Source organism: Nocardia sp. CA-129566 (assembly GCF_050956075.1).
In the GTDB taxonomy this organism is placed as follows: domain Bacteria; phylum Actinomycetota; class Actinomycetes; order Mycobacteriales; family Mycobacteriaceae; genus Nocardia.
The window spans coordinates 8,190,478-8,211,678 of the sequence record NZ_CP192085.1 but is presented as its reverse complement, the minus strand read 5'-3'; the positions used below and the strand labels follow the sequence as shown (position 1 = coordinate 8,211,678).

Annotated in this window: 23 protein-coding genes and 1 pseudogene; 15 read left to right on the top strand and 9 right to left on the bottom strand. The window is 65.9% G+C overall.

Annotated elements, in window-relative coordinates; all coding sequences use genetic code 11:
* Window positions 1-30 precede the first annotated feature (30 nt).
* Window positions 31-675 (top strand): hypothetical protein, encoded by a 645-nt coding sequence (locus ACQP0C_RS36680; protein ID WP_433727641.1) that lies wholly within the window; start codon window positions 31-33, stop codon window positions 673-675.
* Window positions 676-737: 62 nt separating this feature from the next.
* Here ACQP0C_RS36680 and ACQP0C_RS36675 read toward each other — a convergent pair whose 3' ends face one another.
* Window positions 738-2,390 (bottom strand): ABC-F family ATP-binding cassette domain-containing protein, encoded by a 1,653-nt coding sequence (locus ACQP0C_RS36675; RefSeq protein ID WP_433727639.1) that lies wholly within the window; start codon window positions 2,388-2,390, stop codon window positions 738-740.
* Between the two features lie 183 nt (window positions 2,391-2,573).
* On the opposite strand from ACQP0C_RS36675, the gene ACQP0C_RS36670 reads away from it, so the two are divergent.
* From ACQP0C_RS36670 to ACQP0C_RS36650, 5 genes are all read left to right on the top strand, one after another.
* Complete coding sequence (locus ACQP0C_RS36670; protein ID WP_433195412.1) at window positions 2,574-2,771, top strand: PspC domain-containing protein; 198 nt, start codon at window positions 2,574-2,576, stop codon at window positions 2,769-2,771.
* A gap of 114 nt (window positions 2,772-2,885) precedes the next feature.
* Window positions 2,886-3,194 (top strand): DUF6802 family protein, encoded by a 309-nt coding sequence (locus ACQP0C_RS36665; RefSeq protein ID WP_433727637.1) that lies wholly within the window; start codon window positions 2,886-2,888, stop codon window positions 3,192-3,194.
* A gap of 472 nt (window positions 3,195-3,666) precedes the next feature.
* On the top strand, window positions 3,667-3,984 hold the full coding sequence (locus ACQP0C_RS36660; RefSeq protein ID WP_433727634.1) for a hypothetical protein: 318 nt from the start codon (window positions 3,667-3,669) through the stop codon (window positions 3,982-3,984).
* Between the two features lie 61 nt (window positions 3,985-4,045).
* The gene (locus ACQP0C_RS36655; RefSeq protein WP_433727632.1) at window positions 4,046-5,596 is read left to right on the top strand and encodes a WXG100 family type VII secretion target; all 1,551 of its coding nucleotides are present in this window, start codon (window positions 4,046-4,048) and stop codon (window positions 5,594-5,596) included.
* A gap of 33 nt (window positions 5,597-5,629) precedes the next feature.
* Window positions 5,630-5,995, top strand: a complete 366-nt coding sequence (locus ACQP0C_RS36650; protein ID WP_433727630.1) for a hypothetical protein — start codon at window positions 5,630-5,632, stop codon at window positions 5,993-5,995.
* A 71-nt stretch (window positions 5,996-6,066) separates the two neighbouring features.
* On the opposite strand, the gene ACQP0C_RS36645 is transcribed toward ACQP0C_RS36650, so the two are convergent.
* The 5 genes from ACQP0C_RS36645 to ACQP0C_RS36625 all read right to left on the bottom strand — a co-directional run bounded on the left by ACQP0C_RS36645 (window position 6,067) and on the right by ACQP0C_RS36625 (window position 9,841).
* A complete protein-coding gene (locus ACQP0C_RS36645; RefSeq protein WP_433727628.1) occupies window positions 6,067-6,837 on the bottom strand; it encodes an ESX secretion-associated protein EspG in 771 nt (256 codons plus the stop codon).
* A 232-nt stretch (window positions 6,838-7,069) separates the two neighbouring features.
* A complete protein-coding gene (locus ACQP0C_RS36640) occupies window positions 7,070-8,236 on the bottom strand; it encodes a WXG100 family type VII secretion target (protein WP_433727626.1) in 1,167 nt (388 codons plus the stop codon).
* A gap of 14 nt (window positions 8,237-8,250) precedes the next feature.
* Window positions 8,251-8,736: a hypothetical protein gene (locus tag ACQP0C_RS36635; RefSeq protein WP_433727624.1), complete on the bottom strand. Its 486-nt coding sequence runs from the start codon at window positions 8,734-8,736 to the stop codon at window positions 8,251-8,253.
* 34 nt (window positions 8,737-8,770) lie between these two features.
* Window positions 8,771-9,343, bottom strand: coding sequence for a DUF3558 domain-containing protein (locus ACQP0C_RS36630; protein ID WP_433727621.1), 573 nt, complete (start codon window positions 9,341-9,343; stop codon window positions 8,771-8,773).
* A gap of 234 nt (window positions 9,344-9,577) precedes the next feature.
* Window positions 9,578-9,841 (bottom strand): hypothetical protein, encoded by a 264-nt coding sequence (locus ACQP0C_RS36625; RefSeq protein ID WP_433734836.1) that lies wholly within the window; start codon window positions 9,839-9,841, stop codon window positions 9,578-9,580.
* On the opposite strand from ACQP0C_RS36625, the gene ACQP0C_RS36620 reads away from it, so the two are divergent.
* Window positions 9,722-10,111, top strand: a complete 390-nt coding sequence (locus ACQP0C_RS36620; protein ID WP_433734757.1) for a hypothetical protein — start codon at window positions 9,722-9,724, stop codon at window positions 10,109-10,111. The two genes, ACQP0C_RS36625 and ACQP0C_RS36620, sit on opposite strands and share 120 nt — an antisense overlap.
* The gene (locus ACQP0C_RS36615; protein WP_433727619.1) at window positions 10,089-10,649 is read left to right on the top strand and encodes a TetR/AcrR family transcriptional regulator; all 561 of its coding nucleotides are present in this window, start codon (window positions 10,089-10,091) and stop codon (window positions 10,647-10,649) included. The genes ACQP0C_RS36620 and ACQP0C_RS36615 overlap by 23 nt, the downstream gene beginning before the upstream one ends.
* Window positions 10,650-10,666: 17 nt before the next feature.
* Here ACQP0C_RS36615 and ACQP0C_RS36610 read toward each other — a convergent pair whose 3' ends face one another.
* On the bottom strand, window positions 10,667-11,524 hold the full coding sequence (locus tag ACQP0C_RS36610; RefSeq protein WP_433727616.1) for a dienelactone hydrolase family protein: 858 nt from the start codon (window positions 11,522-11,524) through the stop codon (window positions 10,667-10,669).
* Between the two features lie 36 nt (window positions 11,525-11,560).
* On the opposite strand from ACQP0C_RS36610, the gene glmS reads away from it, so the two are divergent.
* Complete coding sequence (glmS, locus tag ACQP0C_RS36605; RefSeq protein ID WP_433727613.1) at window positions 11,561-13,441, top strand: glutamine--fructose-6-phosphate transaminase (isomerizing); 1,881 nt, start codon at window positions 11,561-11,563, stop codon at window positions 13,439-13,441.
* Window positions 13,442-13,632: 191 nt separating this feature from the next.
* On the opposite strand, the gene ACQP0C_RS36600 is transcribed toward glmS, so the two are convergent.
* Window positions 13,633-14,826 carry an MFS transporter gene (locus tag ACQP0C_RS36600; protein ID WP_433727611.1) on the bottom strand — a complete coding sequence of 398 codons (1,194 nt, stop codon included), beginning with the start codon at window positions 14,824-14,826 and terminating at the stop codon, window positions 13,633-13,635.
* A 140-nt stretch (window positions 14,827-14,966) separates the two neighbouring features.
* Between ACQP0C_RS36600 and ACQP0C_RS36595 the strand changes: the two are divergent.
* A pseudogene (locus ACQP0C_RS36595) lies at window positions 14,967-15,416 on the top strand (MarR family winged helix-turn-helix transcriptional regulator); the annotation flags it as partial.
* 171 nt (window positions 15,417-15,587) lie between these two features.
* Here the strand turns inward: ACQP0C_RS36595 and ACQP0C_RS36590 are convergent.
* On the bottom strand, window positions 15,588-16,013 hold the full coding sequence (locus ACQP0C_RS36590) for a cupredoxin domain-containing protein (protein ID WP_433727609.1): 426 nt from the start codon (window positions 16,011-16,013) through the stop codon (window positions 15,588-15,590).
* A gap of 131 nt (window positions 16,014-16,144) precedes the next feature.
* On the opposite strand from ACQP0C_RS36590, the gene ACQP0C_RS36585 reads away from it, so the two are divergent.
* The 5 genes from ACQP0C_RS36585 (at window position 16,145) to tsaB (ending at window position 21,171) form a co-directional block, all read left to right on the top strand.
* A complete protein-coding gene (locus ACQP0C_RS36585; protein WP_433727607.1) occupies window positions 16,145-17,656 on the top strand; it encodes an NAD(P)H-hydrate dehydratase in 1,512 nt (503 codons plus the stop codon).
* Window positions 17,657-17,707: 51 nt separating this feature from the next.
* The gene (gene alr / locus ACQP0C_RS36580) at window positions 17,708-18,850 is read left to right on the top strand and encodes an alanine racemase (protein WP_433727605.1); all 1,143 of its coding nucleotides are present in this window, start codon (window positions 17,708-17,710) and stop codon (window positions 18,848-18,850) included.
* Window positions 18,847-19,923, top strand: a complete 1,077-nt coding sequence (locus tag ACQP0C_RS36575; RefSeq protein ID WP_433727603.1) for an alpha/beta fold hydrolase — start codon at window positions 18,847-18,849, stop codon at window positions 19,921-19,923. The genes alr and ACQP0C_RS36575 overlap by 4 nt, the downstream gene beginning before the upstream one ends.
* Window positions 19,916-20,368: a tRNA (adenosine(37)-N6)-threonylcarbamoyltransferase complex ATPase subunit type 1 TsaE gene (gene tsaE / locus ACQP0C_RS36570; protein ID WP_355185416.1), complete on the top strand. Its 453-nt coding sequence runs from the start codon at window positions 19,916-19,918 to the stop codon at window positions 20,366-20,368. Before ACQP0C_RS36575 ends, tsaE begins: the two co-directional genes overlap by 8 nt.
* A gap of 89 nt (window positions 20,369-20,457) precedes the next feature.
* Window positions 20,458-21,171, top strand: coding sequence for a tRNA (adenosine(37)-N6)-threonylcarbamoyltransferase complex dimerization subunit type 1 TsaB (gene tsaB, locus ACQP0C_RS36565; protein WP_433727599.1), 714 nt, complete (start codon window positions 20,458-20,460; stop codon window positions 21,169-21,171).
* The last annotated feature ends 30 nt before the right edge of the window (window positions 21,172-21,201 follow it).

The following is a 21,201-nucleotide window of genomic DNA, read 5'->3' as shown; positions in this document are numbered from 1 at the left end:
GTCGAGGCGCTGTTCGCCGATAGTTGGCACATGCGACCAGGCCTGGAAGAAGTGCGTGACAAGCAATTCGGCGTATTCACCTCATGGCAGGTGCTATGCGAGTACACCCGCGCGGAGCTGCGCGCCCTCCTCGACCACGGCGAATGGGTCCGGGTCTTCCGGGGCGTCTTCCGTGAGGCCACTACCGCACCCTCGGCCCAATTGCGCGTAGAGGCAGCCCGGCTATCGATGGGCGTGCCCACCCTCGCCGCCGCCTACAACACCGCCGCCGAACTCCACGGCTTCGCGGTACAACACAACCATCCCACCCACGTCCTTGCTCAACAGGATTCCCGCATCGGCCGCCTCATCGTTCACCGCGACCATGTGGACAAAGACGAACTCGAACTGATCCAGGGCACCGTCACGACCAACGCGGTCCGAACCGCGATCGACGTAGCACGAACCGCCAGCCGACCGGATGCCCTGGCGACCTTGAACGCCGCTCTGCGCCGGGGTGTCCCGCGTGCCGCGTTGACCCTCGAACTCCAACGTCACCACAGACGCCGCGGCCACACCCAAGCCGCCGAACTCTTGGAGCTTGCCCGAGCACGTCCCCCAGGTCACCTTCCGCACCCGCCCGCACTGCCCCAACGCAGGTCTCCCAGTTCTGTCAGGGTGGCTGGCATGGGGTGATGAATGCCCGAAAGATTCCGTCCTCGGATCGGTTCGAGCACCGATGGCTGGTACGGGGCGACTCAGCTTTCGGTGAGGTGGCCGTTTTTCATGTGCCAGCGGCGGGTTGCGGTGATCGAGTCGAGCATTCGGCGGTCGTGGGTTACCAGAAGCATGGTGCCTTCGAAGGATTCGATGGCCTGCTCGAGTTGTTCGATGGCGGGTAGGTCGAGGTGATTGGTCGGCTCGTCGAGCACGAGCAGGTTGACGCCGCGGGCTTGTAGGAGGGCGAGGGCGGCGCGGGTGCGTTCGCCAGGGGACAGGGTTTCGCAGGGACGCAGGACATGTGGGCCGCGCAGGCCGAATTTGGCCAGGAGGGTGCGGACGTCGGCGTCGGACCAGTCGGGCATTTCGGCGCTGAAAGTGTCCGCGAGGGCGGAACTTCCGCGGAACAGGCCGCGCGCCTGGTCGACCTCGCCGATTTCGACGCCGGAGCCGAGTACGGCAGTTCCATTGTCCGGCTGGATCTTTGCGAGCAGCAGCGCGAGCAGCGTCGATTTTCCCGAGCCATTGGCGCCGGTAAGCACGATGCGGTCGGCCCAATCGACCTGCGTGGTGATCGGGCCGAGGGTGAACTCCCCTCGAGTGAGCGTGGCATTGGACAAGGTGGCGACCACCGAGCCGCTGCGCGGGGCGGCGGCGATACTCATGCGCAGCTCCCACTCCTTGCGGGGCTCGTCGACCACCTCCAGGCGTTCGATGCGCCGTTGGGTCTGGCGCGCCTTCGCGGCCTGCTTCTCGGTGGATTCCGCACGCATCTTGCGACCAGCTTTATCGGAGTCGACCTTCTTGGGGTCGCGCGCCTTTCGGCGGGCATTGCGAACGCCGTGCTCGAGCCAGTTGCGCTGCATCTGGGCGCGGGCCTCGAGCCCGGCCTTGGTATCGGCGTACTCCTCATAGGCCTCGCGGGCATGCTCGCGCGCGATCTCGCGCTCCATCAGGTACGACTCATAGCCACCGTCGTAGATCCCCACCTGCTGTTGTGCGAGATCGAGTTCGACGATGCGATTTACCGTGCGCGCCAGGAACTCTCGGTCATGACTGATCACCATCAGCGGTACCCGAACGCCGGTCACGAACTGTTCGAGCCGGGCGAGACCGTCGAGATCCAGGTCATTGGTCGGCTCGTCGAGCAACAGAATGTCGAAGCGGGACAACAGCACCGATGCGAGTCCGGCCCGTGCCGCCTGGCCGCCGGAGAGTCCGATCATCGGGGTATCGAGGCCGTTCGGAAGGCCTTCGGTGAGACCGAGATCCGCCGCGACCTCCTGGGCCCGCTGGTCCAGATCGGCGCCGCCGAGCGCGAGCCAGCGTTCGAGGGCCGGGGAATATTCGTCCTCGCCGCCGTCTGCCAAACGCTCCGCCGCGGCATCCATGGTCCGCTGCGCTTCGGCGACACCCGTACGGCGGCCGAGGAATTCGAGCACCGTCTCCCCGGGGACCCGCTCGGGCTCCTGTGCCAGGTAGCCGACGGTGGCGTCGGGTGGTGACAACGTGATGCTGCCGGTGGGCGTGGATCGGTTCGCGAGCATACGCAGCAGCGTCGACTTGCCCGCGCCGTTCATGCCGACCAGGCCGATCACATCACCCGCGGCGAGGGTGAAGTCGAGGTCGTCGAACAGGGGTCGTTCGCCGTGGCCCGCGGACAGACCGCGGGCGTGCAGAGTGGTGCTCACCCGCACGAGTCTGCCGTGCTCGGCCGGCGCGTTCGCATCGGGCCGGGTCAACGTGGACTCGGGGTCGCACCCTGAGTTCCGACCTGCGGAAATCAGGGTCGGGATAGGTCATGCGACCGATGTCCGGCGCGGTTTTCCTCGGCAGAGTTGATGTCGTACCGAACATCACCAGAGAGGGAACTCATGACCGCCCCCGCCCCCACCCGCCGCCTGACCCGCTCCAACAACGACAAGTGGATCGCCGGTGTCTGCGGTGGCATCGCCGAATACTTCGGCTGGAACGCCAACGTGGTTCGCCTGCTCTTCGTCCTGTCCTGTCTGCTCCCCGGCCCGCAGTTCATCGTGTATCTGGTGCTGTGGCTGATCATTCCGAAGAAGTGATCGTCCCCAACAAATAGGGCAGGCGCTGCGCCCGGGACTCGCGGATGACACTATGGACCGGTACCCACCGATCGACCGCCGTGTCACCGACGCGAGTCCCGACCAGGAGGAGTCATGATCACCTCAGGTGAATTCCCGGGCATGGATCTACCCGGCATCGACGCATCCTCCTCCCTGGACGGCCTCGGCGAAGTCGAACTGCACCACCCCACTCAGGACATCGACGGCGACGGCACCCTCGACACCGTCACCACCACCGGCCCCGAGGCCATGCAGGTGTGGACCGACTGGGACCACGACGGCATCGCCGACCAGGTGACCGTGGTGGAGAAGGACGGCGACTACTCCGCATGGGAGTTCCACCGGCATCCCGATGGATCGTCGGAGTGGGTGCGGACCGATAAGGGCAGAATCGGCAACTAGCCGCTGATCCGGTCAGCCGCTGATCCGGTCCGCACATCGAACTGCTTGCAGCACCGGGATCGCTACGTTCCCAGTGCTGCAATCCGTGTACTCAACCTGGCCGTGACTTGTCGCCGTGCTATGTCTCGACGACACTGCGGACCCCTAATTACACTGTCCGACAACGGCCCCCACATCTCAGACCCTTCGTGGGTACCGTCGGCCGCAGGCTGCACTGATCCGCGCGACAGACGTGCGGATCAGTGGAACCTGCGGATCTGATCGATGCGATGAGATCAGCTCGCTGGGTTGATGGTCGGTTGTAGCCGATAGACCCACCCAGTAGATTTCTGCCGATACGACCTGGGCAATCAATCCGATGGAACCGAACCCGACTCGGGCGCGTCCATAGAGATATGGCAGCACCCTGTTGTGGCATTGGATCGCAGCTGGGGTGGGGACGACCGCGAAGTAGTTGGGATGGAGGGTTCTCGTGGCCAGTGGGCAGGTAACGGTAGATCCAACCGCGCTGCAGAAGCTCGGCAACAACCTGAAGACCTCGGCGGCCAATGTCGGCGGCAAGACCGCCGACGTTAAGGGCTGGAAGTTCGGTTCTGCCCAAGCGGGCAGAGACTACGCGGCCGAGGGCAAGAAGGTTGGCGACGCCCTGGGCCGTATCGGGACTTGGCTCGGGAACTGGCAGACGGCAGTCGATAAAATGGGGACCCAAGCCAGTACGAGTGCGAATACCTATGCGACCGTCGATGATGCAAATGTCAAGAAAATTACAGCGGCGGGGGTGAATCTGTGATGCTGGAATTTCGTGAAATTGCCCGACAGATTGATGTATTCGGAATGTGCGGGGTGAGCTGATGGCCGACAATGCGTCGTCCGCGTACACCGCCCCGGCGGGAGCAACCGTCAAGGAGATGCTGGACGGGGGCGCTTCCGGGCTGCAGTATTTCGAACACTATCTGCCGAGATATGTGAAGGTATTTGCGTATTTCGGATACGGTAAGCGTGAGCTGTGCGGTGATGACGAGTACACGAAGCTGTGTGCGAAATATGATACCGAGCGGGATATGGACCTCGGGCAGCTCGACAGTATTTCCACTACTGTCGAGAAGATCGTCAGTTCGCTCAGTGAGGAGCTGAATACGCAGCGTAGGCAGCGGTCGGCGCTGTCCACGGTGTGGCAGGGGCAGGCGGGAGACGCGGCCCTGAACATGCTGGACGCCCAGGTCAAGAGGGCTGAGACCGATTATGATCACGCCACCGGAATCTCGTTGACGCTGAAGTCGACCACTGCTGGCCTGCGAAGTATCGTCAAGGCAAAGGCGGAAACCGTCGATAAATACTGGAACAGCTCGCAGCCGGATATTCCGGACGGGAACGGTCTCAGTAGGAAAGAAATTGATTCGCTGATCGAATACGGTAATTTTCAGCCTAATTCAAAGATCGGCGAGGATGCCAAGAAGTGGTTGAGGGAGACCTTTGTTCCGCATGTCGAAGGAACTGTGACCAAATTCGAGGAGCTGTGCAAGAGTACCGAGGATAATATTCGCAGACTGTACGGCGACCTCGAGAAGTCGCTGAACACACTGGACATCGGGGCGTACCCGATGCCAGCGGATACTACGGTGAAGCCCACCACCAACGATCCGGGGCCCAGTCCGTCGGCGCCTAGCAGCTCGCCGAGCAACCCCGGCAGCTCACCGAGCAACCCCGGCAGCTCGCCCAGCAACCCCGGCAGCTCGCCGAGTAGCAATCCCGGAAGCACGCCGAGCACTAGTACGACGCCGGCAACAACGGCGAGCAGTCTCCTGTCCGGGCTCTCATCCCTGACCTCGGCAGCGTCGCAGTTGACGTCGCTGGGTGAATCCGTCGGTCAAGGACTCACATCGCTGGGTACCTCGATCAAGGACGGGGTCGACAACGCGGTGAAAGAGATCGAGAAGGTCTTCGATGCGAACAAGACCGAGGACAAAGATGGCGACGGCAAGCCGGACAGCACCGTCAAAGCCGAGTTCGACCTGGCTGGTAAGCACCTGAAGCTCGAGATCGGCGCCGATGGTCAGCCGAAATTCGTAATGACCGATGCGGATGGCAAGACCCATGAGTATGGGGTGAAGCTGGATGACAAGGGGAATCTGACAGTTTCGACCGACGAACCCAAGGGAGCCGACGACAAGTCCACATCGGGCGACAAGTCCGCGTCGGAGTCGACACCGGAGAAGTCGAGTGGCGAATCTCCCGCGGCCGAAGGGACTCCCTCAGGACAGTCGGGGACTGTTCCCGGGGTCCCGTCATCGGGCAAGCGCGAGGAGGATGGCGAGCATTATCCGGAACCGATGCCGAGCGGCACCCAACCCGGCGAGACTGCTGATAGTGGCGCCAAACTCGCCGAGGCAGGGCCGTTGTGAGCATGCCGGCAATCAATCGGGAGGGGTGACACCGTGGACTATGCCTACGAAATCGACTGTGTCGTAGAGGAACACCTGCGCGGGGTCCGGCGGCTTCAGCAAGAATACGAGGATATGCGGCAGGGCCTCAGTGGACACGGCGGAGCCGAGGTACTCGCCGCAGTTGAGCAAGCTCGAGCGGAGTACGCGGAACAGGAGCGTCTCGCGGCGGAGGAGAAGGAGCGGCTCGAGGTCGAGGCGCGGGCGGAGCAAGAGCGCATGGCCACGGAGGCTCGCGAGCAGCGGGAGGCGATTGCGCGGTCGATCGCGGCTCGGAAGGCGCAGGATGTTGTGATGCCGATCGATGACGAGGGTGATGAGGAGTCGGAGTACTACCGTCGCAAAAGTTGGTTGATCTGAGGGCGGGCGACCGTCTGTGGTTTAGCCGAAGGCGTGATGCTGCAATAGGTTTGGGTGCGTACCGGGCGGGGCTACCAGCGGTCTTCTTCCGCTTCTCGGAGGCGTTGGGTTATTTGGTCGATCCAGGTGGTGAAGTGGGTGGTCAGGGCGGCGGGGGTGGTGGGGCGGACGGTTATGTGGGGGCCGCGGAGTTCGGTGTAGCGGCCGTCATCGGCTATGTCGTGCCATTGGACGGTGGTGAGGGGGGTGGTGAGTTTGTTGACGGAGCCGGTGTGCAGAAGGGCGGAGCCGCCGCCGTCGGCCGGGCGGTTCAGCAGGCGTTGGTAGCGCTCGCGGGGAGAGTTGCGGGTGACGCTTTCGAGTTGGCCGTTGGGGCGGCCGTAGATGTCGTCGGGGTGGAAGGTGGCAGGTGGGTGGGTGCCGGGGGTGCAGGGTGGGAGGGAACTGGTCAGCTGGGCGGGGAGGTGGTCCACGGGGAACAGGCGGCAGCGGATGGGGCCATTGGTATCGCCGAAGGTGGCTTGGGCCAGTGACATTGCGTAGTGGTCGGTGCGTGCGCCGACCATGCGGTAGACGCGGACGCCGCCGTTGTGGTTCTTGTGTTGGGTTGTGCCGCCGAAGATCTGGATGCGGACCGTCGAGGTGGACAATGTGTGCAGTGCGAGCTCGATCTCTTCGAGTTCGTCGGGGGAGTAGCGCTCGCGCATGGTGACGCGGTGGGCGTCGAAGTCGTCGCGGTAGGCGAAGCGGCTGGTGAAGCGGAGTGGATTGGGAAAGCGGTCGTTCGCGGGGCTGAACCACAGTGCGGCGAAATCGTCGGGCTCCCACGTCCATTCAGCCATCTAGAGGTTCCAATCGATAGTGCGGTGTGACCGCCGGACGAGGTGCGTCCGGTCGGAAATGTATTCCGGCTACTGCCAGTAGGTTTGTCGGCGATGCGGAGGAGTCCGCTGGCGCTACCGAGTTGAGCCGAAGTAGCTGCGGCCCGGTGGCTGCCCCGAGCTGAGTCGACGAGGTGGCTGTGCCGACATTGCGGGGGAGTGTCGCGCACAGCCGGAGCGGATATCAGCGCGATCAGGGGCGTACGGGCGGAGGCGATTCGGGGTTTCCACCGATCACACCACCTTCGACGGTCCTTGCTATTTCGCCGAGCAGTTCCTCGGTATTGGCGGCATTGATGAGGTAGTCCGGTGTCTGGTGGGTGCTGTCCTCATCGGATTTGCCCCGGCCGGCCCCGGCGCCCATACCGCCCATTCCCATTCCGCTACGTCCGGTCGTCGCGGTGGATGTAGTGGCCGCGGCCACAGCGGGATTGGTCGTAGTCGTGCCCGGGGCGCCGGATACAGTGCGGCCAGGGCTCGGCGACGTCGAGGTGGAACTGCCCGGGAAGCCCGGCGAGCCCGTGGTGGTCGGAGTCGAGCTCGGGGTTGTTGTGGTGCTGGGCGTCGTTGTGGTCGGGGTAGTAGGTGTCGTTGTTGTGGGTGTGGTCGACGTCGTGCTGCTCGGGTCGGTCGAGCTAGTGGTGGTATCGGTCGGGTTGGTGTCCGTGGACGACGGGTCTTCGGTGGTCTTGCCGTCATCGGTCTTCTCGGGACTGTCGCCGCCCGGGGTGGACGGACCGCCGGTCGTGCCGGGGCCCCCTGTGCCGCCGGGGCCGGACGAACCCGGCTCGTTCCCACCGGATTTGGTCGGTCCGGAGATATCGAGTGGATTGGTCGGGTCGAGTGCGGTGGGCAGCACGGGGACTCGGCTGTCGAATTCGGCGAATTTGTTCACGTAGTTCGTGAGCATGGCATTGCGGGCGCCGGCGGTCGCCTCGTTCTTGGTGGTCTCTTCCTCGTGGGCGCGGGGCGGCCAGACATTCGCGGTCCAAGAGTGGTGATTGGCTTCCGGAATTCCGTTGGCGACCGCACGGACTCCCTCGGCAGCGGACTGCATGTCGTTGGACATCTGCGTGATCAGCGGAGTCAGTTTGTGGGCGTCGGTGACGTAGCGGTTGATCGCGTCCTTGGCCTTGTCGGCGGCCGAACCTTCCCATGCCTCGGCGATCGAGCCCTGGACGGAACGGGCGAAAGTCTCTAGGCCCTGGTCCCATTGGGTTGCCACGTTGGAGTACGTCATGGCTGCGTCGTGGGATGGTTTGGGATCCAGCGGCTTGAACGCTTCTTCGATTTCGGTGCGTTCCCAGTGCAGTACGTTCTCCCCGTGCGGGGGAATTTTGGCGGGTTCATTGCCTGACAACGGATCGCCCTTTCCTACAGACCTGGCCAGGAGAAGATTTTGGGCGTTGCCGGAGCCTGTTGCGGCAAGTTCGCCTCCAGGTCCTTGTAGCGCGCCGCCTGGTCGGTGTCGACGCCGGTGATGCGTTCGCGGACCGTGCGGAACAGGGTTTGGAAGTCTTCGATGACCTTGTAATGCGACTCCATCACCGCGTAGACGCTGTTGTCAGAGTTGTCCCCCGCGCCCTTGGACTTCATCTGCCAACGGCTGACCATTGTCTTCGCAGAGATCAGGTCCCGGTCTCCCTGCTTGGGGAAATGTTCACCGAGATCCCACTTTTCCTGTCCAGAGATGCGAGTCATAGTCGTCTGGATGTCCTGGATCTGCAGTTTGAAGTACTCGCAGTCACGGTCGATGTAGACGAACCTCTCGAGGTCCATCCGAATCGTGAGTCGACCCTCGCGGGCCTCGGTGATCAGGTTTGCCAGCGGGCTCGATATGCTCTTGTCGTCGTTTGCCATGTCCCCTCCCAATATTCGGTTAGTGAGTCAATGGTCAGGCAGTAGCAGGCAGGCTAGGAACAACCTTTTCCGCCAGACCGCGGGCGAGCACGCAAGAGTCGATGCTGCCCGTGTCGCGGCGCGACGGCGGGTTGTTCAGATTGAAGTCCAGGCTGCCGCCTTTCATCTCGACGTTCAGTGTGCAGGCCTCTTTGATGGAGGGGCCGTCGAACTGGCGCGTCGAGATCGCTCGTCTCCCATTGATTGTGAACTCGGTGGCCTCGGGGAAGTTTCGGCTCCGGACGAGGTCGACGGTGAGATTCGTGGTGCGAATGCTGACTCCATACCCATTCGACCGCACCCATTGACAGCCGACCCAGCGAACTCCTCCGCTCGAGCTGTCATCAACGGGGTGCTTGTTTTGCAGCTTCTCTGAGTCCAGTACGTCTTGCAGAACGTCCTTGCACGGGTCATAGCTGTTCGGCACGTTGGCAGCCAACGACGGCCCCGCACTAGTAGTCGACGCCACAGGCTTCGCATCCCCACTAGTCGAAGACCCACACCCCGCCAACACAACAACACCAACCGCGAACGCGGAAGCAACCACGAGCTTCCCCCTGCTGACCATCTGGTCCTCCCGGTCGCCGGATGTCGATGACATCGAACAGGGCCGGACCGGCTCCCCGCCCCCTATTCAGCTGGATCGACCGTACCGAGCGGTTAACCGGGGTGCAAGCGCCCCCAAGGCATGTTCCCGCCGCTCGTCCGCGGTCGACAAATGCCGTCGCCCAACCCGGGGAACCGAGCGAACAACTCCGAAACCCACACGGCCCGTTGACGGCCCGCGTCCCACGACCTACCGTTAAAACGGAATCGGATTCCGTTTTGTCGCCTCCTGACGGAATAGGCACCCATGACCACCCACTGGCCCCTCCCACGCATCCTCATCGGCGCCGCCCTCTTCAACACTCTCCTCGCCGACCTGGTCACTCCCGATATCGCCGACCTGTACCTGCGCAACCCCGCTTGGCCCCCGCACGCCAAATTCCATGACGCCCAATACATCGGCATGGGCGTACTGATCGGCGCGATCGGCCTGGTCGTCCTGTGGCAGCGCACCGGACATCTCCGTAACCAGTTCTTCCTGGCCGCCGCACCGGATCGGTCACTTGGCTGGCCATGCTCGGCTCTTCCCAGGCACCGCCGCGCAGGATCCCGAGCACACGGCCGATGCGACCAAGGTCATCGGCGTGGATCCGCAGCTGGTCATCGCCTTGCTGATGCTCATCGTGTTGGCGATCGCGATCGTGGTCGAACGCACCCGCGCACCGATCCCGGTCTAACCTACGACCGGCCAGCAGACAGGGAGATCGATGACCGACCCGAACACCCGTAAGCTCCGCACCGATGCCGCTCGCAACCGCGACCACGTGCTCGCAACCGCGACGGCGCTGTTCACCGAACGCGGTGACGAGGTGCAGATGGCCGATGTGGCGCGCGCCGCCGGGGTCGGGGTCGGCACCGTCTACCGCCATTTCCCGACGCGCCGCGCCTTGATCGAGGCGGCCGCGGAACAGCGCTTCGCCGGAATTCTCGAGTATGTGCGCCGCACCTGCCTCCCGAATCCGGATACCAGGCAGGCGCTGTCGGGTTTTCTCGGCCATGTCGCCGAAGTGCACGAGCAGGGGCGTGTGCTGTCGGGCACTATCGAGTCGGTGCTCGGTGACACCGAACCGCGCGGCACGGTGCGCGACGATCTGGCCGAACTCGGTGCGGAGCTGCTGGCCAGAGGTAGGGCCGACGGCAGCATTCGCGCGGACGCCACCGTCGCCGACCTCTACATGCTCGTCGGCGCGGTGGCCGCGATCAGCCGCGACGGGTTCGGCGATTGGCGGCGGTTCATCGAACTCGCGCTCGATGGACTACGCCCGTGACCGAGCGCGCCAGTGTGCTATCTGCGCAATAGCTGCGCGATTTGCAGGACCGAGAGCTTCGGCTTCTCCTGCTCGGGCGGCGCTTCCGGATCGACCAGCGTGGTGTGCGGGATGAGCGTCTCCGGATCGGAGAATGCCGCATACGTCTTGTCGCGCAACAGTTTGTGCAGCAGATAGCCGGTCAAGATGGCCCGTGTGGTCCGCGTGGTCTTGGCTTCATGCTTTCCGGCACCCAATGCCACAAGCGCCCGGCGCCCCTCGACAATGCCGTTGTGCGAGGCCCCGTCGATCTCCCGCAACACCACCGGTCCGGCCCAAGCGGCGGCCAATGGGATCGCATTCGAGCTGACCGATTCGATATCGGTGGACCCCGCCAACATCAACGCGGGCGTATCGATATCGGGCGCGATGGTCTCGGCGGAGGGTGCGGTGGGCGCCGGGTAGAGGGCGGCGACCGCGGCGACGCGGCGTTGTCCGGCGGCGATGACCGCCGCACCTGCGCCCATCCCGTGTCCGGCCAAGGCCAGGCGTTCCGGATGCACGCTGATCGCACCGTCCCCCAACCGGACGCTGGTGCAGATATCCAGGGTGGTGAGCAGATCGGTGGCCAGCCCGAGATGTGACGGAATCGGCCCGCGTTCGGTATCGGGGGCCGCGACCACAAAACCCCAGGACGCTAGGTGTTCGAGGGTGGTGCGATAGTTGGCGGTGCCGGTCAGCCAGCCGTGGCCGAACGCGACCGCGGGCAGGCTCAGCCCGGACTCCGGGGTGAACACCACGCCGGGCTGACCGGCGATGGCGAGATTGCCGCGCAGCACGCGGTGGGGCCCCCGGCTGGTCAGGGTGCTCAGAAGTGATTTCACAGACGCCGACACGACGTGAACGTTATCCGATAAGTACTCTGGTGAGCCATGTGCGGAATCGTGGGGTACGTCGGGTACCGGGACGCCCTCGGCGTTGTCGTTGACGCTTTGCGCCGCATGGAATATCGAGGGTACGACTCCGCGGGCGTCGCGATCCTGGATGGCGCGGGCGTGTTGGCGGTGGAACGCAAGGCGGGCAAACTGGCCAATCTCGAGGCCGAACTCGCCGATATCGGAACCGGCCACTTCGCCGGCACCACCGGTATGGGACATACCCGCTGGGCCACCCACGGCGCGCCGACCGACCGCAACGCCCATCCGCACCGCGACACCACCGACAAGGTGGCCGTGGTGCACAACGGCATCATCGAGAACTTCGCCCCGTTGCGCCGGGAGCTCGAGGACGCCGGGGTGGAGCTGGGCAGCGATACCGATACCGAGGTCGCCGTGCACCTGGTGGCGCGGGCGTATGCCGAGGGCCCGACCGCCGGTGATTTCGCCGCGAGCGCGCTGGCCGTGCTGCGTCGGCTCGAAGGCGCTTTCACGCTGGTCTTCGCCCATGCCGACCACCCGGACGTCATTGTCGCCGCGCGTCGCTCGACACCGCTGGTCGTCGGAGTCGGCAAGGGCGAGATGTTCATCGCCTCCGATGTCACCGCATTCATCGAGCACACCCGCGAGGCCGTCGAACTCGGCCAGGACCAGGCCGTGGTGATCACCGCCGACAGCTACACCGTCACCGATTTCGCGGGCACCGACGCACTGGCGCGGACCCGCCCATTCACCATCGATTGGGATCTGGCCGCCGCCGAGAAGGGCGGCCACGACTTCTTCATGCTGAAGGAGATCGAGGAGCAGCCAGCCGGTGTCGCCGACACGCTGATCGGACACTTCACCCACGATGCGGCCGGTGGCCGGATCGTGCTGGACGAGCAGCGCCTCGCCGATCAGGAACTGCGCGACTTCGACAAGGTGTTCGTCGTCGCCTGCGGCAGCTCGTATCACGCCGGACTGCTGGCCAAGTACGCGATCGAGCACTGGACGCGACTGCCCGTCGAGGTGGAGCTCGCCAGCGAATTCCGTTACCGCGATCCGGTGTTGGACCGTTCGACGCTGGTGGTGGCCATCTCGCAGTCGGGCGAGACCGCCGACACACTCGAGGCGGTGCGGCACGCGAAGGAACAGAAGGCGCGCGTGCTGGCCATCTGCAATACCAATGGCGCACAGATTCCGCGCGAGTCCGATGCGGTGCTCTACACCAGGACCGGACCGGAGATCGGGGTCGCGTCCACCAAGGCCTTCCTCGCGCAGGTGGCGGCGAACTATCTGGTCGGACTGGCCTTGGCTCAGGCCCGCGGCACCAAGTATCCGGACGAGGTGGCGCGCGAATTCGCCGAACTCGAGGCGATGCCGCAGTTGGTGCAGCAGGTGTTGGAGACCGCGCCGCAGGTGCGTGCCATCGCCCGCGAACTGGCGCACGTGCCGACGGTGCTGTTCTTGGGTCGCCACGTCGGCTACCCGGTGGCCTTGGAGGGTGCGCTCAAGCTCAAGGAGCTGGCCTACATGCACGCCGAGGGGTTCGCGGCCGGTGAGCTCAAGCACGGTCCGATCGCGCTGATCGAGCAGGGGCTGCCGGTCATCGTGGTCATGCCCTCGCCCAAGGGACGCGCGGTGCTGCACTCCAAGCTGCTCAGCAATATCCGGGAGATCCAGGCCCGCGGCGCCCGCACCATTGTGATCGCCGAGGAGGGCGATGACACGGTGCGTCCGTTCGCCGACGACCTCATCGAAATCCCTTCGGCGCCAACGCTGTTCCAGCCGCTGCTGTCCACCGTGCCGCTGCAGATCTTCGCGGCCGAAGTGGCGCAGGCTCGCGGCTATGACATCGATAAGCCACGCAACCTGGCCAAGTCCGTAACGGTCGAATAGCGGTTCGCTGCTGAGCACTGGCCTCTGGCGGGCCACGCCCCAGCCAGAGCTCACCCGAAGCGGTTGCGGCCGCCGAATCGCGACCTCGAACGACGCGGCTGACCGACATTCGCGACCGCACTGCGTGATTCGACCTGGACCGGGCGCGCCGCACGGCCGAATCCGGCTCGCCGCCAGCCGGTTCGGGGTGCTCAGGAGTGTGCGGCAACCAGCGGTTCGGTGGTCTCGCTCGCCCGTTCGGCGGTCCGGCGCTCCAGGATGCCGGACAGCACCGCGAGTCCGAGGGCGCTGACGACCAGGCCGACGCCGACCCAGTTCGGTGCGGTGTACCCGTACCCCGCGGCGATCACCACACCACCGAGCCACGCGGAAACCGCATTGCCGAGGTTGAATGCGCCGATATTCAGTGCCGAGGCCAGCGTGGGTGCCGATCCCGCCTGGTCGAGGACGCGCTTCTGCAGCGGTGGGACGGTCGCGAAGCCCAGTGCGCCGATCAGTACGACGGTGATCGCGGCCGCGATTTTGTGGTGCGCCGTCAGCGTGAACAGTGCGAGCACCAGCGCGAGACCGCCGAGTGTCGCGTAGAGCAGCGGCATCAGATGCCGGTCGGCGAATTTTCCGCCGATCAGATTGCCGAGGAAGAATCCGATGCCGAACAGGACGAGCAGCCAGGTGACCGAACTTTCCGCATAGCCGGTGACCTCGGTCATCATCGGCGCGAGGTAGGTGATCGCGGCGAAGACGCCGCCGAAGCCCAGCACCGTCATCGCCATGGCCAGCAGCACCTGCGGGTTGGCGAGTACGGCGAGTTCGTGACGCAGGCGGGCGTCGTGCGGTGCGGGCTGGTCGGGGACCAGTGCGGCGACGCCGAACAGCCCGGCCGCGCCGACCAGTGCGACGAGCCCGAAGGTGAGCCGCCATCCGAACTGCTGGCCGAGCAGGGTGCCGAGCGGCACACCGACAATGGTCGCGACGGTGAGTCCGGTGAACATCATGGCGATCGCACCGGCCTTGCGGTCCGGGCGCACCAGATTTCCGGCGACCACCGAGCCGATGCCGAAGAAGGCGCCGTGGGCCAGCGAGGCGACGATGCGCCCGGTCAGCATGAGGCCGAAAGTCGGTGCGAGCGCGGACAATATGTTGCCCGCGATCAACAGCAGCAGGCTCATCAGCAGCATGCGCTTGCGCGATACCCGGGTACCGAGTCCGGTCATGATCGGTGCCCCGACCAGTACACCGAGCGCGTACCCGGTGACCAGCAGACCCGCGGTGGGGATCGACACCGTGTAGGTGTCGGCGATGTCGGGGAGCAGTCCGACGACGACGAATTCGGTGGTGCCGATTCCGAAGGCCCCGAGCGTCAGGGCGAGTAGTGCGAGCGGCATGAGCATGAGCCTCCACGTGATGTTGCGCCTGAGCTTTACAGGCGACAACAATAATTGCAGACGCTTTATAATTGCAAGCGCGGGCTATTGCGGCGGTCATCTATCCTGGAGGGGACGAGCCCCGACGCAGAAGGAATGCCATGACCGCGGATGCCGCCCCGACGGGCCTGGCCGATGGTTGGTACGCGCTGTCGCTGCTGCACGATCGGATCGAGGCGAATATCGAACGCGCCCTGCAATCCGGTCACGACCTGAGCGTGCGGGAGTACTCACTGCTCGTCGTGCTCAGTCGCCAGCACGACGGACCCGGCGGGCATCTACGCATGAACCAGGTCGCCGAAGCCGTGGTGCTGAGTCAGAGCGCGACGACCAGGCTGGTCACCCGCCTCGAAGACCGCGGCCTACTGCAGCGTTATCTCTGCCCGGACGATCGCCGCGGCATCTACACCGATGTCACCCCCGCGGGCCTGGAACTACTGGCCCGAGCGCGCCCCACCCACGACGAGGCCCTCTCGAGCGCCCTCGGCCAAGCCGCCGCCGACCCCGAATTGGCCCCCTTGGTCGCGGCCGTTGAGGCGATGAACTCCAATGCGGCGCGTGGTGTGCGAGTCCGGCACGCTCAGCCGGTCGGGCGACGCGACCTGACGGTGCCGTCGCTCCCGGCCGGGCCGCCGCGATCCCGAATTGGCTACTGGTCGCAGCCATAGGCAATGAACTCCAAGACGGCGGGCGGCGTGGAATCCCGCACGCTCAGCCGGTGGCTACTCCACGGTGACGGTGCCGCGCATCTGGGGATGGAGCGAGCACAGGTAGCGGTAGGTGCCGGGCGCGATGAAGGTGTAGCTCCATTGGCCCCGGTCGAAGATCGGGCTGTTGATGCCCATCGCCTTATCGCCGATGCCCTGCACGGTGTGCGGCACGCTGTCCTTGAACTTCCAGGTCACGGTTTCGCCGACCTTGACGGTGACGTCGGCGGGGGAGAACTTCATATCGGCGACGTCGACGGTGACGGCGGCGGTTTTCGTATCGCCGGATTTGGCGGTGGGTGCCTGGCCGCTCGACTGCGCCGCGGTGGTCGGGGCGGGTGATCTTGTTTCACTGGAGCCGCAGCCTGATAGCAATAGCGTCGTCGCCAGGACGAACCCGGCTGCGACCTGGGTGGACATCGCACGGCGCACCATCGGCATGACGGCCAAGCGTAGTCTGCTGACCGTGCGGGTCTGCGCGGCGCCATGGCGGTGCCGGTTGGACCGCGACGGCGCTGCCCCGCACCAGCGCCAATCGCAATGCCCGATCGATGCAGTGGAGGCGAGCGTTCATGTCCAGCCAGCGGGGCTATTTCACCGTCGATGAAGTGCGCGCGGCCGAGGCCGAGCTGTTCACCCGTGTCCCCGAGGGCATGCCGATGCATCGGGCGGCCTATGGATTGGCCACGGTGGTCGCGGGCGAGTTGCGTGCGCGAACCGGCGGCATCGCGGGCCGGTCGGTGCTGCTGCTCGTCGGCTCGGGCGATAACGGCGGTGACGTGCTCTGGGCGGGATCAATGCTGCGCCGCCGCGGTGTCGCCGTGACCGCGATACTGCTGAATCCGGAACGTGCCCACTCGAAAGGCCTTGCCGCACTGCGCAAGGCGGGCGGCCGGATCCGAACCGCATCAAACGTGTCGCCTTCGGGTGACGCTGCGGGATCGAGCAGCGGCGCGGCACTCCTGGACGAAACGGGTTCGGACGCACCCGATCTGGTGATCGATGGCATCGTGGGCATCTCCGGTCGTGGGCCACTGCGCCCGAAGGCCGCGGAACTCATTGCCGCTCTGCATGTTCCGATCATCGCGGCGGACCTGCCCAGCGGAGTGGATCCGGATACCGGCGCGGTCACCGGCCCCGCCGTTCGCGCCGATGTCACTGTCACATTCGGCGCTCATAAGCCGGTGCATGCCCTGGCCGCGCCCTATTGTGGACGAATCGAGCTGGTGCCCATCGGTTTACGACTGCCGGAACCGAATCTCGCGGCCTTGGAGCCAGCGCAGATCGGTGCGGGATGGCCGACCCCGGGCCCAACCGACGATAAGTACACCCAGGGGGTGACCGGTATCTGCGCTGGCAGTGCCACCTACCCCGGAGCCGCGGTGCTGTGCACCGGCGCCGCCGTCGCGGCCACCTCGGGCATGGTCCGCTATGCCGGAACCGGTGCGGCCGAGGTAGTAGACCACCTCCCCGAAGTCATTGCCGCCCCGACCATCTCGTCCACCGGCCGAGTCCAGTCCTGGGTTTTCGGTCCCGGTGCTGGCACCGATGCCGACGCTAGCAAACGGCTCGCCGAAATCCTGTCCACCGACCTTCCCGTCGTCGTCGACGCCGACGGCCTCACCCTGCTCGCCGCCGATCCCGACCTGGTCCTCGGCCGCACTGCCCCCACCGTCCTGACCCCGCACGCCGGTGAATTCGCCCGCCTGACCGGACACGAGGTCGGCCAGGACCGGGTATCCGCCGTGCGCGACCTCGCCGAATCCTGGCAACTCACCGTCCTGCTCAAAGGCCGCGCAACCCTGGTCGCCACCCCGGGCCGCCCGGTGCTCGTCAACGAGGCGGGCGGCTCCTGGGCCGCCACGGCGGGTGCGGGCGACGTCCTGTCCGGCATTATCGGCGCCCTCCTCGCCGCGGGCCGCGATCCGGCCTGGTCCGCGGCCGCCGCCGCGCGTGTCCACGCCCTGGCCGCCAACCTCGCCGCCCACGAAAACCACCCATCAGCCGCCCCCACCTCGGCGACGCCCCTGCTCGACCACCTCCGTCCCGCCATCCGCATCCTGCGTGCCCTCGCGGCCGGGTGACCCGGGGGTGTGCCGGCGGTGACCGACGCGCTCGCGCGAGCGTAATGGCGAATGGCAGGATCAATAGCCGTGGATGCGCAAGTGGAGACGGTTGTCGATCTTGATGCCATTGCCCACAACGTGCGGATTCTGCGGGAATACGCCGGAGATGCGGCGGTGATGGCGGTGGTCAAGGCCGACGGCTACAACCACGGCGCTGTCGAGGTCGGCCGGGCCGCACTGGCGGCCGGGGCCGTTGAACTCGGGGTCACCACGGTCGCCGAGGCGGTGCAATTGCGCCAGGCGGGCATTACCGCGCCGATTCTGTGTTGGCTCAATAATTCCGATGCCGACTTCGGTGCCGCGATCGAACACGATATCGAGATCGGCGTCTCATCCCTGGCCCATCTGCGGGCCGTAGAGGCGGCGGCACGCGGCACCGGCCGGACCGCCATCGTCTCGCTCAAGGTCGACACCGGCCTCAATCGCAATGGTGTCGCGACGCTCGAGTACCCGACGGTGCTCGCGGAGCTGCGTGCCCTGGTGGACGAGCAGGTGGTGCGGTTGCGCGCGATCTTCTCCCATCTCGCACACGCCGACGAGCCGGAACACCCCTACCTCGACATCCAGCGCGACCGGTTCGTCGATGCCATCGCCACCGCCAAGGAATACGGTCTCGAACCGGAGCTGGTCCACCTCGCCAACTCGGCCGCCACCCTGACCCGCCCGGATCTCGCCTTCGATATGGTCCGCCCCGGCATCGCGATGTACGGCCTCACCCCGATACCCGAACTCGGCGACTTCGGTCTGCGGCCCGCGATGACCTTCCAGGCCCGCGTCGCATTGGTGAAGCCGGTCGCCGCCGGAGAAGGCGTCTCCTACGGCCACCAGTGGGTCGCACCGCACGACACCACGGTCGCCCTCATTCCGGCCGGATACGCCGACGGCGTGTTCCGCCCATTGAGCAACCGATTCTCGGTGTGGCTCGGCGGTGCGTTGCATCCCAGTGTCGGTCGCGTCTGCATGGACCAATTCGTCGTCGACCTGGGCGATAACGCGGCAGGCATCGCCGAGGGCGACACCGCGATCCTGTTCGGCGCGGACCGACCGCGGGCCCAGGACTGGGCGGATCTGCTCGGCACCATCCACTATGAGGTCGTGTGCGCACCACACGGCCGAGTGGTTCGGCGCCATATAGGAGGGGGTATCGGATGAGAAACCGCACCGTTGTCGGTGGACTGGCCACCGCCGGTGTGGTCGGCGCGCTGGCGGGCGCACACACCTTGCGGCGCATCGGCGCCCAGGTGCTCTGGCCCGCCCGGGTCGACGAATACCGCGACGAGAACTTCGATCTGTTCGGCGCGGACCGCTCCGGCGCGGTGCTCACCGAAGACGGTGTGCGCCTGGCCACCAGGGAATGCGGTCCGCCCAACGCCCCGGTCACCGTGATCTTCGTCCACGGCTTCTGCAACACCATGGAGACCTTCCACTTCCAGCGCCGCGATCTGGAAAAGCATTGGGGCCCAGGGGTTCGCCTGGTCTTCTTCGATCTGCGCGGCCACGGCCGCTCCGGCACACCGACCACTAGGAGCTGTACCGTCGCCCAGCTCGGCCGCGATCTGGCGGCCGTCATCGAGGCGACCGCGCCGACCGGTCCGGTGGCCTTGGTCGGTCATTCGCTCGGCGGTATGGCGGTGCTGGCCGCGGCCGCGCAGTTCCCGGAGTTGTTCGCGGCGCGGGTGATCGGAATCGGTCTGCTCTCGACCGCGGCGGCCGAGGTCACCTCGGCGGGCATTACCCAGCTCTTGCGCAACCCCGCGATCGACGGCTTCCGTTTGGCCGTGCACACCGCGCCCACCCTGGTGCAGGCCGGGCGCAGCACTGTTCGGCACGTGATCACGCCGATACTGCATGTCAGCTCGTATCACGGGCCGGTGAGTCCCACTCTGTCGCGCTTCTCCACGCTGATGATCGATCGCACGCCCGTCGAAACGATCGTGAAATTCCTCAGGACCTTCGAACTGCACGACGAATCGGCGGCGCTGCCCACGCTCGCGCATCTGCCGGTGCTGGTGCTCGGCGGTGCGCACGATGTAGTCATCCCGTTCCGCAATTCGCGGGCGCTGGCGCGCGAATTGCCCAATAGCGAACTCGTCCGCCTCGATGCCGCCGCGCATATGGCGCACCTGCAATTCCCGGATATCGTCAATGCCGCGCTCGACCGGCTACTGGTGCGCGCCGGTGTCATCGAGCACCCCCCATCAACCTCGGAGGTCGCCGGTGGCTGAACGGCAGCAGCGGATCCTGCCCACCGTCGCCGATACCGAGGCCTTCGGGCGCGAACTCGCCGCCGGACTCGTCGCGGGTGACCTGGTGGTGCTCGACGGACCCCTCGGCGCGGGCAAGACCGCGCTGACTCGCGGCATCGCCGAGGGACTCGGCGTGCAGGGCCGGGTCAGCTCACCGACATTCATCATCGCCCGCCAGCACCGCGCCGGAGCGCGCGTCGGCGCCGAGCCGGTGCCGTTGGTGCATGTGGACGCCTATCGACTCGGCGGTGACCTGGACGAGTTGGACGCGCTGGACCTCGACACCGATCTGCATCAGGCGGTCGTGGTGGTGGAGTGGGGCAAGGGTGTTGTGGAACACCTCGCCGAGCGGCATCTGTACGTGTTGCTCTCGCGCGAGCCGAATTCCGATGTCCGCACCGCGATCTGGGAATGGGTCGGATAGTCCGCGATCGTCGCTGATCGTCGCGGTGGTGTAGCCACCGAGTAGCTCCGCACCGCGCGCAGGTACCACCCGGTATCGTTGGGTCAATCATGCTTGTACTAGCCGTCGACACCGCGACACCCGCCGTTACCGCGGGATTGGTGGAACTGGAGCAGGCCGCATCCGGCACCGGTGCCCCGGCGCGAGTGCGCATCGTCGCCTCGCGCATCCGAGTCGACGCCCGCGCCCATGCCGAGGTGCTCACCCCACAAATCCTCGAATGCCTCTCGGAGGCAGGCCGTTCCAGGGCCGATATCGATGCCGTCGTGGTCGGCATCGGGCCCGGTCCGTTCACCGGACTCCGGGTCGGCATGGCGACCGCCGCCGCCTTCGGTGACGCGCTCGGCCTGCCGGTCTACGGGGTCTGCAGCCTCGACGCGATCGCCTCCGACGCCGTGCTCGAACCCACGATGGTGCCGGACATCACAGCCGAGAGCGAGCTCCTGGTGGTCACCGACGCGCGCCGCCGCGAGGTGTACTGGGCGCGCTACCGTGACGGACGTCGCATCGAAGGTCCGGATGTGAACAAGCCCGGTGATCTGGATCCCGTGCACGCCAGCATGATCGCCGGATCCGCCTCGCACGTCGACCTGTTCGACCTGCCCGTGCTTCCGGCCGAGACGCCATCGCCCGCCGGGCTGGTGCGCGTCGCGGCCGCCGAACTACTGGCGCGCACCGTCCCGGAACCGTTGGTTCCGCTGTACCTGCGCAGGCCGGACGCGGTGGAACGCAGTTACCGCACGCTCGATCGGACGGGGGCGTGACGGCCGTGGAGCCCGGTAGATCCGTGATTC